Consider the following 10,853-nt stretch of genomic DNA (forward strand, 5'->3'; position numbering starts at 1 on the left):
CCCACAAGTCCTCCGGCGACTCCACACCACCCGGGAACCGGCACGCCATCCCCACCACAACCACCGGATCATCCACAACCACACCACGATCGACAGTCACATCGACAGCGGTAGACGCGGTGTCGAGCAGCTGAACGAGCAGATGACCGGCCAAGGCGGTCGCATGTGGATAGTCGAAGGTGACGGTCGGGCTCAGCTTGAGTCCCGTGATCGCGTTCAACCGGTTGCGCAGCTCGACCGACGCCAGGGAGTCGAAACCGAGGTCCCGGAAAGCCCGCGAGGCGCGCACTTCCCCGGGCCCGTCATGCCCGAGAACGGCGGCGACCTCGGTGCGTACGAGCTGAAACAGGGTCTCCTGACGGTCGCTTTCGGACAGCTCCGCGAGCGTGTCGGCGTACGAGAGCCGGGCGGCTGCTGGGAGGGTGCGGGTGGTGCGACGGCGCACCATGCCCCGGAGCACGGGCGGGATCTCGTCGACGCGTTCACGCAGGGCCACGAGGTCCAGCCGGGTCGCCACGACGCTCGGCGCACCGGACCGGACGGCGAGGTCGAACAGGCCGGTTCCGTCCGCTGCGGCGAGCGGCAGCGTGCCGGTCCGGCGAATGCGAGCGAGCGCGGCCTCGTCAAGGAGGTCGCCCATCCCGCCGCTGCCGGACCACAAGCCCCACGCCACCGAGGTCGCCGCCAGGCCCAATGACCGCCGATACGCCGCCAAGCCTTCCAGGAACGCGTTCGCCGCCGCGTAATTGCCCTGACCCGCGCCGTCGAACACGGCCGCGGTCGAGGAGAACATTACGAAGAATTTCAGGTCCGCGGTCAATTCGTGCAGGTGCCAGGCCGCGTCGACCTTCGGGCGCAAGACCGTGTCCAATCGCTGCGGCGTCAGCGACTCGATCACCCCGTCGTCCAACAATCCAGCGGTATGCACAACGCCGTCCACGGCAAAGTCACTCAGCAACGCAGCAACCGCAGCCCGATCAGCCACATCACACGCCACCAACGCAACCGACGCACCCGCTTCCCGCAGGCTCGCCGCCAACTCCGCCGCCCCCGGCGCATCCCCACCCCGACGACTCACCAACACCACATCGCGTACGCCATGCACCGACACCAGGTGCCGAGCCACGAGCGCACCCAACCCACCGGTCCCACCTGTGATCAGCACCCGAGTCGGAGTGGGCATCGGCTCGTCGTCGGCGACGGGGACGGATTCCAGGCGGGGCACCGAGATGTGCGTACCGCGCATCGCGAGCTCGGGCTCACCGGAGCCGGCGGCTGCATACACCGCCTCGTCGGGAACGTCTTCCGTGACGTCCACCAGGACGATGCGTCCGGGATTCTCCGACTGCGCTGCGCGTACCAGTCCCCAGATCGCGGACTGCGCGGGATCGACGAGAATCTCGCCGACCGGGACGGCCTGGCGCGTGACGACGATCAGCCGGGCGGGCCCGTGGTCTTCGGCGAGCCAAGCCTGCAGCCGAGCCAGGACCTCGGCGAGGACCACCCGGACGTCGGTGTCGGTCGGGCAGCGGTACAGCTCGTCGCCGGACCGCGCAGCTGGGGCCGCCGTTCCCAAGGGCGCCCACGAAGTCCGCAGCAACCCGAGCGGGCGGGTACGCGCAGCGGCCAGCTGGCTCTGCGTGACGTCCCGCACGACGAGGGAGGCGATGTCGGCGACCGGCTGTCCCGTCGAGTCGGTGAGCCGGAGCGCGAGTTCGTCGGTGCTCGTCAGGGTGATGTGGGCCCGGATCGAGCCTGCCCCCGCGCCGTGCAGCGCCACCCCGGACCATGAGAACGGCACCCTGACCCGTCCGGCCAGGGACTCGGCGACGCCGAGATCGGCCGCCTGCAACACCGCGTCCAGTATCGCGGGGTGGAGGGTGAAGCTCTCCGGCGCGACGTGATCGGGCAGGCTGACCTCGGCGTACACCTCTGAGCCACGCGTCCAGACTGCGCGTACGCCCTGGAAGGCGGGCCCGTATCCGTACCCCTGCTCGCGGAGGTCCGCATAGAAGCCGTCGAGGTCGACGGGCGCAGCTCCGGCCGGCGGCCAGGGGTCCACCGGGAACGGGGCGACATCTCCGGCAGCTGGAGTCAGCACGCCACGAGCGTGCCGAGTCCACTCTGGACCCGCTTCGGGTCCGTCGGCGCGGCTGTAGAACTCGATCGACCGGCGACCGGTCGCGTCGGCGGCGGCGACCGCGATCTGGAGTGCCATGCCGCCTTGTTCGGTAAGGACGAGCGGCGTTTCGAGGGTCAGTTCCTCGACCTGCTCGCAGCCGAGCTGCTGGCCGGCCCGCAACGCCAGCTCGACGAAGGCGGTGCCCGGCAGCAGCGGAACGCCGGAGATCACGTGATCGGCGAGCCACGGCTGCGTACGCAGCGAGAGCCGCCCGGTCAGCACGGTTCCCGCCGAACCACCCAGATCGATCTCCGCGCCCAGGATCGGATGCGTGAGCGGAATCTGGCCGACCATCGCCGGGTCCACTGTCGAGTCCGGTGCGGTGAGCCAGAAAGCCTTGCGCTGGAAGGGATACGTCGGCAGATCCACCCGTCGGCCGCGTACGCCGCCGAAGAACTTCGCCCAGTCGACGCGTACGCCGCGCACGTGTGCCGCCGCCAACGCGGACAGCACGGTGTACGCCTCGTCGCGGTCCTTCCGCATGGTCGGCAGGAACGCCGTGCGCTCCGACTCGACGCTGTCCCGGCCCATCGCGGAGAGCACGCCGCCCGGCCCGAGTTCGATGAACGTGGTGACCCCCCGGTCGGTCAGCGACTGAATCCCGGCGGCGAACCGCACCGCTTCCCGGACGTGGCGGACCCAGTAGCCGGGGTCGCACAGGTCGTCAGCGGTCGCGATCCGGCCCAGCACGTTCGACACCACGGGGATCTTGGGAGCCGAGTACTCGACGACCTTGGCGACCCGTTCGAAATCGAGCAGCATCGGCTCCATCAACGCCGAGTGGAAGGCGTGGGAGACCTGCAGGCGCTTCGTCCGGTGTTCCTGCGCCTCCAGCGCGCGTACGACCTCCGCCACCGATGCTTCGGCACCGGACAGCACCACGGACGAGGGGCCGTTCACGGCGGCGATGTCCACGCCGGGCACCAGCAAAGGCGATACTTCCGCCTCGCCGGCCGTCACCGAGACCATCACACCGCCGGTCGGCAGCTCTTGCATCAGGCGTCCCCGGGCGGCGACGAGCATCGCCGCGTCCGCGAGGTTCAGGACCCCGGCGACGTGGGCGGCGGCGATCTCCCCGATCGAGTGGCCGCCGACGAAGTCCGGGCGTACGCCCCACGACTCCAGCAGGCGATAGAGCGCGACTTCGACGGCGAACAGGGCCGGCTGGGCGTACCGGGTCTCGTCGAGCATCGCCGCCTCGGCCGAGCCCGCCGGTGCGTACAGCACGTCCCAGAGCGAACAGTCGAGCTGGAGGTCGAGATAGCCGATCGTCTCTTCGAGCGCGTCGGCGAAGACCGGGTACGCCTCGTACAGCCCCCGGCCCATGCCGAGGCGCTGGCTGCCCTGCCCGGTGAACAGGAAGGCGAGCCGTCCGGAGCTGACTGCGTCCTGGAAGGCCCCGGCCGGAGTCGTGCCCTCGGCGAGCGCGCGCAGGCTCTGCCGGAACTCTTCGCGATCGGCGGCGAGCACTGCCGCCCGGCTGGGCAGACCCGCCCGCGTCGTCGCCAGCGCAGCTGCCAGCTCGGTCAGCTTGGCGTCCGGGTTCCGGTCCAGGTACGCACCCAACCGATCCGCCTGAGCCCGAAGCGCGACCTCGTTCTTCGCCGAGAACACCAACGGCACCACACCGGCGGAGTCTTCGGCCGGCTCAGCCGGTTCGGCCGCGACGTCAGCCGGCGGCTCGCTCAGGATGACGTGCGCGTTGGTGCCGCTGATTCCGAACGAGGAGACGGCGGCCAGCCGTGGCTGCGTACCAGTCGGCCATGGCTTTTCCTCGGTCAGCAGCCGCACGGTCCCCGCGGTCCAGTCCACATTGGGCGATGGCTCGTCGACGTGGAGAGTACGCGGCAGCAGGCCGTGCCGCATGGCCAGCACCATCTTGATCATCCCGGCCGCACCGGCCGCCGCCTGCGTGTGCCCGATGTTCGACTTCAGCGAGCCGAGCCACAACGGGTCGTCGCCACGGTGACGCCCGTAGGTCGCGATCAATGCCTGGGCCTCGATCGGGTCGCCGAGCACCGTGCCGGTTCCGTGCGCCTCCACCGCGCCGACCTGGGCGGCGGTGACCCCGGCGTCCGCCAGTGCCGCGCGGATGACGCGCTGCTGGGAGAGACCGTTCGGCGCAGTCAGCCCGTTGCTCGCGCCGTCGGAGTTGATCGCCGAGCCGAGGACGAGCGCCAGGACGTCATGCCCGTTGCGAACGGCGTCGGAGAGCCGTTCCAGCACGAACAGTGCGACGCCCTCGCCCCAGGCGGTTCCGTCCGCCGCGGCGGCGAACGCCTTGACCTTGCCGTCCGGGGCGAGTCCCCGCTGGCGGCTGAAGGCGGTGAAGCCGCCCGGCGAGCCCATGACCGCCACGCCACCGGCCAGCGCCATCGGGCAGTCGCCCCGGCGCAGCGCTTGGGCGGCCAGATGCACTGCGACGAGCGACCCCGAGCAGGCGGTGTCCACGGTGAGGGTCGGGCCCTCCAGCCCGAGGGCGTACGCGACGCGGCCGGAGATCACACTCGCGGTGTTCCCGGTGAGCAAGTACGCGTCCAGCCCATCCGGCGCTTCGTGCAGCCGGACGCCGTACTCCTGTGCCTCAGCGCCGATGAACACGCCGACTCGGCTGCCCTGCAACGAATCCGGCCGGATGCCGGCCCGTTCGACCGCCTCCCACGCGGTCTCCAGGACCAGCCGTTGCTGGGGGTCCATGGCCACCGCTTCGCGCGGGCTGATGCCGAAGAAGTCCGCGTCGAACTCCTGAGCCCCGGCGAGGAAGCTGCCGTGCCGGACGTAGCTGGAGCCGGGGACGGTCGAGTCCTGGTCGTACAGCTTCTCGAGGTCCCAGCCGCGGTCGGCCGGGAACTCCGACAGGACGTGAGTGCCGTTCGTGAGCAGCTCCCACAGCTGCTCGGGGGACTCGACGCCACCCGGCAGCCGGCAGCCGATGCCGACGATCGCGACCGGATCGTCCGCCGCGGCGTCTCCTTCGACGGCCCGACGCCCGGCCGGTTCGGCCGAATCCGGCTCCGAGGGCTCCCCGAACAGCTGCGCCAGCAGGAACCCGGCCAGCGATAGGGGGGTCGGGTAGTCGAACGCGACGGTGACCGGAAGATCGAGCCCGGTGGCCGCCACGAGTACGCGGTGCAGCTCCACAGTGGCGATCGAGTCGAGGCCCTGATCCCGGAAGGCGGCCTGGATCTCTGGTTCCACGGATTCATCCGGGCGGATCCGGCGAAGAATCGCACGGGTCGCGTCCACCACCTGGTCGGTCAGCGCGTGAATACGCTCCGAACGCGGCAATCCGGAAAGGCTCGACGCCCATTCCGGACCGGTCTCGGCAGCGTCTCCCGCGCTCCGCTGGGAGATGATATTCGTCGGCTCGCCCACGCGCGCACTCCATACAATCGGATTCCCCAGTGGATACACCTGGACCACACCGTATGGGTGGGAAAACCGGCGCGCCCAGCCCCTAACGGCCCCTAGAACTGCGCGGCATTTCCCGCCGGACACCGAACTGCCCGGCATCCCCCGAGGGGAATGCCGGGCAGTCTGCGGGGGGGGTGAGAGCTACCAGGTCACTGGCATCTCGATGACGCCGTGGATGAACGACGCCTCCTTGTACTCCAGCTCCTCGAAGGGCACCGCGAGGCGGAGATCGGGCAGGCGGGCGAACAGGGTGTTGAAGACGATCTCCAGCTGCATCCGGACCAGCGAGGCGCCCGAGCAGACGTGCATGCCGTAGCCGAAGCCGATCTGGCGGTTGGGGCTGCGGTCGATGTCGAACGTGCCGGGGTCGGTGAAGACGGCGGGGTCGTGGTTGGCCGCGCCCATCGAGGCGATGATGCCCTCACCGGCGCGGATGGTCATGCCGCCGATCTCGATGTCCTCCAGGGCAACCCGGGAGGTGCCGAAGTCCGAGACGCTGAACAGGCGCATCATCTCCTCGACGGCGTCACGGCAGACCGAGGGATTCGCCTTCAGCTGCGCGAGCTCGTCCGGGTTGCGCAGCAGCGCGAGCGTACCGAGCGAGATCATGTTGGCCGTGGTCTCGTGACCACCGGCGACCAAGGCCATGATCAGCGTGATGATCTCGGGGCGGCCGAGGTTCGTGCCGTTCTCGATGTTCCGGGCCAGCACGCGGCTGATCAGGTCGTCGCCCGGCTCCTTCTCCTTGGCGTCGAGGATCTCGTCCATGTGCATGGCCATCTCCATCTGGAGCATGCCATGCCCTTCCGGGGTCATCTCCTTGCTGACCAGCCGCGAGATCCAGCTGTGCATGAACTCCCGGTCCTCGCGCGGCAGCCCGAGCAGGTCGCACATCGCGTACGAGGGCAGCGGCAGGGCCAGCTTGTGGACCAGGTCCGCCGTCGATCCCTGCTTCACCATGTCGTCGATGAGCAGGTCGACGATCTCCTGCGTACTCGGTCGCATGGCGTCGACTCGCCGGGCGGTGAACTCCGGCGTCAGCAGCTTGCGGGTGGCCGTGTGCTCCGGCGGGTCCATGTGGAACAGGATGCGGGGCATCGCCTTCAGCAGCTCCACCGGAACCGGCATGAACAGCGGATAGCCGTCGTGGGTGACGTCGGAACTGGCCCGGGGATCGGCGAGCACCTTGACGACGTCCTCGTACTTCGTGAGCAGCCAGGCGCGCCGGCCGTTCAGCGTGAGCCGGACCTCGGAAATGGGCTCCGTCTCGCGCAGTTCCGCGTATTCCGGCGGTGGCGCGAACGGGCACGTACGCGTCATCGGGAATCCGGGCACATCCTCTTTCACGCCTAATCCGTCAGTCATTGTTCCTCGCTCCGTAGCGGCTCCGCAGAGGCCTCATTGCAATCGGTATCGACTATCCGAATCACTCCGGGGGCGTACGGCGCAATGCTAAGGATTCCCGATACGCCGGAATACCCCTATGATGCGACCCCTAGACTGTCCAGATAGTCCTTCATCACCCGGTCGAAACGCTCCGGCTCCTCGAGATGAGGCAAGTGGCTGGACTCGGGGAACACCTCCCAGCGCACCCGGGGGATGTGCTCGGCGAACGGCCGCACCGTCGCCGGGGTCGCCTCGTCGTACTCGCCGGAGATGACGAGGGTGGGCACAGCGATGTCGGCGCAATGTTCGATCACCGACCAGTCGCGCAGCGTACCCACGACGTGGAACTCGCTCGGCCCGTTCATGGTGGCGTACACGGTCGGATCGCTCTGGACCTCGGTCAGCGAGGCCAGGTAGTCCCGAGGCCACGGATCGAGGCGGCACACGAATCGAGCCAGGAACTCCTGCGCGGCGGTCTGATACTCCCGGCTGTCCGTGGTCCCGGCCGCCTCGTGCGCGGCGAGCACCTCGTCGACCTCGCGCGGGAGCTGGGCTCGCAGGACCTTCATCTCCTGCCGCCACAACGGATACGACGCCGGCGAGTTCGCGATGACCAGACCACGCAGACCTGGCGGCCGGTCCGCGGCGTGCCGGGCGGCGAGCATACCGCCCCACGACTGTCCGAACAGGACGTAGTTGTCGGCGATGCCGAGCGAACGCAGGAGGTTGTCCAGCTCGTCGAGGAACAGCTGGACGGTCCAGAAGTCCCCGCCCTTCTCCGGCAGATGGGTGGAACCGCCGTTGCCGAGCTGGTCGTAGTGGACCACCGGCCAGCCGAGATCGGCGAGCCGGGTCAACGCCAGCAGGTAGTCGTGCGTACTGCCCGGCCCGCCGTGCACCACCACGATCGGGGGCAGGCCGCCGGTCAGCTCACCGGTGACCCGGTACCAGGTCCGATACTCGCCGAAGCGTACGGCGCCCTTGGCGCTCGGCGCGGGATGGCCGGTCACGCGATCTCCCCCAGCCAGTCCTCCACGACCCGTGCGGTTTCTGCCGAGTCCTCGGCGATCAAGCTGAAATGATGAGCGGCGACGGTACGCATCGTGTGCACCGGTGCCCAGGGCTTCGCCCGCCAGCTCTCGTCCTCGGGGTCGGCCTCGAAGAAGGGCGTACCACATTGGACGAACAGCACGGGAGCGTTCAGCTGCTGCGTCGTCGGGTCGGGCAGCAGCTCGCCCCACGCCACCATCGCCGACCAAGGGCTGTCGTCGAAGCCGCCCAGCGAGGACTCCACGTCGAGCAGGCTCGCCCCGAGCACGTCCAGCGGAATCCCCCAGTCGCTCCCGCGTACGCGATAGGTGTCGAGGAGTGCGACGCCGACCGGTAAGACACCGGCCCGAGACTCCAGATGATGTGCGACGGTGTGCGCGAGTACGCCGCCCGCCGAGTACCCCGCCAGCACGAACGGCTCACCCCCCGCCGTCTGGAGTACGCAGCGGCTCAGCACCTCCATCGCCGCCTCGAACGACCCCGGCAGCGATTCCCCGGCCACGTAACCGGGCAGCGGAACGGCCGAGACGTCTCGGATTCCCCGCAGGTGAGCGGCGATCCGCGCGTACTGATGCGTACCCCCGGTCGCCGCCGGAGTGCTGAGCAGGATCAGCCGGGTTCCCGGCCCGCTCGCCAGGGTGACCGCCGAAAGCGGTGGGTCGAGATCCGCGGCGGCAGTGAATCTCGGCCGCTGGACGGCCACCTCACGCATGACTGAGATGGCGTCCACGAAGTTCCCGGTGCTCACCGCTTCGCGGAAGACCTCGCCGAGCGCCGTACGCGTACCGCCCGAGCGGTCCGGCTGATCGGCTCCGGTCAGCTCCTCCCGGAGCCGGGCGACCAAGCCGTCCGGCGACTTGCTGTCGAACACCACCATCGGCGGCAGCCGGAGTCCCAGCAATCCGCTGAGCGCGGCCCGAAGCTCCATCGCCGTCAGGGAATCGAAGCCGGATTCGAGGAAGTCCCGGCCCGGGTCGAGGTCGTCCGGGCCGTCATAGCCGAGCAGGGCGGCGGCGTGGCGCAGGATGACCGAGCGGAGCAACTCCTCCTGCCCCCGTTGGTCGAGTCCGGCCAGGTCCCGGCGCAGCGAACCGGTCTCCGCCTCCGCTCCGGCGACTTTCCGCCGCACTCGGGGCAGGAGCGCCCGGAGCAACGCAGGCACCTCGTCGGTACGCGCCCGCAGCGCAGTGGTGTCGATTCGGATCGGCACCAGGTTCACCGCCTCCGATCGGACTGCGGCGTCGAACATTTGCAGCCCGTCGCGTACGGGGAATCCCGGGGTGCCTTGCCGCTTCAGGCGCAGCCGATCGGCCTCGCCGAGCCACTGCCCCATGCCCGCGTCCGTCCACAATCCCCACGCCAGCGAGATGGCGGGCAGTCCACTCTTACGCCGATGCGTCGCCAGGGCGTCCAAGAACACGTTCGCGGCGGCGTACCCGGCTTGACCGGCGGCCGACACGAGCCCGCCCGCCGAGGAGAACAGCACGAAGAGACCCAGCTCGGCGTCGGCGGTGAGCTCGTGCAGATACCATGCGCTGTCCGACTTGGCCGCCAGCACGGAGTCGACGCTGTTCCGGCTCAGCGTCTGGATCAGCCCGTTGTCGGCGACACCGGCCGCGTGGACCACGCCGGTCAGCGGATGCGCCGCCGGAATGGTTTGCAGGAGATCGACCAACGCCACTCGGTCGCCGACGTCGCAAGCCGCGATCGTCACCTCGGCTCCCGCGTCGCTCAGCTCCGTCCGCAGCTGTTCGGCCCCGGGCGCGTCGCCACCTCGGCGGCCCGCCAGCAGCAGGTGGCGGACACCGTACTCGGCGACCAGGTGTCGCGCGATCTCGGCGCCCAGCCCGCCCGTACCACCGGTGATGAGCACTGTCCCAGCTGGATTCAGCGCCGGTGTCCGTTCCACCGGCTTGGCCGGCGCGAGTCTCGGCACGAGCGGCCGGCCGGCGCGTACCGCCAGCTCGGGCTCCGTTGAGGCGATCAGCTCCGGCAGCAGCGCCGCACTCTCGGCTCGTCCGTCCACATCGATCAGTCGAATTCGGCCGGGATTCTCCGCCTGCGCGGCGCGCACCACACCCCACAGCGGGGCTTGGGTCACGTCGCCGTCGTGATCCGGCGCGCAAGCCACGGCGTTCGTGGTGATCACCACCAGCTGAGACTCGGCGAAACGCTCGTCGGTCAGCCAGGTCCGCAGCACGTCCATCGTCCGGTGCACCGCCTCGTGCGCGGCTGCGGGCAGTGGTCCCTCCGGCATTTCCGTCTGGTACGCGATGATGCCGTGCACGGGTCCGCTGGTCGGTACCTCAGCCCACGGCGTCCACTGCTGAGCGGCGACGGTGCGCGACGGCAGCCAGTCGATCTGGAACAACGCTTCGTTGCGGGCGTCCTGCGTACTCAGCTGGTCGATCGAAACAGGCCGGGAAACGAGCGAGTCGACGGTGAGCACGGGTTCGCCGGTGTCGTCGGCGAGCAGCAACGAAACGCCACCGGGCTCACTCGGCGCGATGCGTACGCGCAGAGTCGAAGCACCGGTCGCATGCAGCGCCACGCCGGACCAGACGAACGGGAGCACCGTGCGCCCTTGCCGGTGCCCGTCGTCGTGCAGGATTCCGGCGTGCATGGCGGCGTCGAAGAGCGCCGGATGCAGCCCGAACCCGTCGAGGTCACGCCGGAATTCCTCGGGCAGGACGACCTCGGCGAACACCTCGTCGTCCCGCTGCCACATCGCGGTGAGCCCCTGGAACGCCGGGCCGTATCCGTAGCCTTCGTCGCGTAGCCGGTCGTAGACCCCGTCGACCTCGATCCGCTGAGCGTCGGC

Annotated in this window: 4 protein-coding genes; all 4 read right to left on the reverse strand. The window is 69.6% G+C overall.

Annotated features, from left to right (window positions below; all coding sequences use genetic code 11):
* On the reverse strand, positions 1-5,380 hold a 5,380-nt coding region (locus HOV77_RS24770), incomplete at its 3' end, for a type I polyketide synthase (protein WP_290865606.1).
* A 357-nt stretch (positions 5,381-5,737) separates the two neighbouring features.
* Entirely contained in the window at positions 5,738-6,961 is a 1,224-nt protein-coding gene (locus HOV77_RS24775) for a cytochrome P450 (protein ID WP_290865608.1), read from the reverse strand.
* Between the two features lie 116 nt (positions 6,962-7,077).
* Positions 7,078-7,992, reverse strand: coding sequence for a proline iminopeptidase-family hydrolase (locus HOV77_RS24780; RefSeq protein WP_290865610.1), 915 nt, complete (start codon positions 7,990-7,992; stop codon positions 7,078-7,080).
* Positions 7,989-10,853, reverse strand: a 2,865-nt coding sequence (locus HOV77_RS24785) for a type I polyketide synthase (RefSeq protein ID WP_290865612.1), incomplete at its 5' end; no start/stop codon positions are given. The genes HOV77_RS24785 and HOV77_RS24780, both read right to left, overlap by 4 nt.

Source organism: Hamadaea sp. (genome assembly GCF_013362815.1).
Lineage (GTDB): Bacteria > Actinomycetota > Actinomycetes > Mycobacteriales > Micromonosporaceae > Hamadaea.

Coding starts and splice junctions, on each gene's coding strand:
- HOV77_RS24775 (WP_290865608.1), bottom strand. CDS start 6,961: ATGACTGACGGATTAGGCGTGAAAGAGGATGTGCCCGGATTCCCGATG.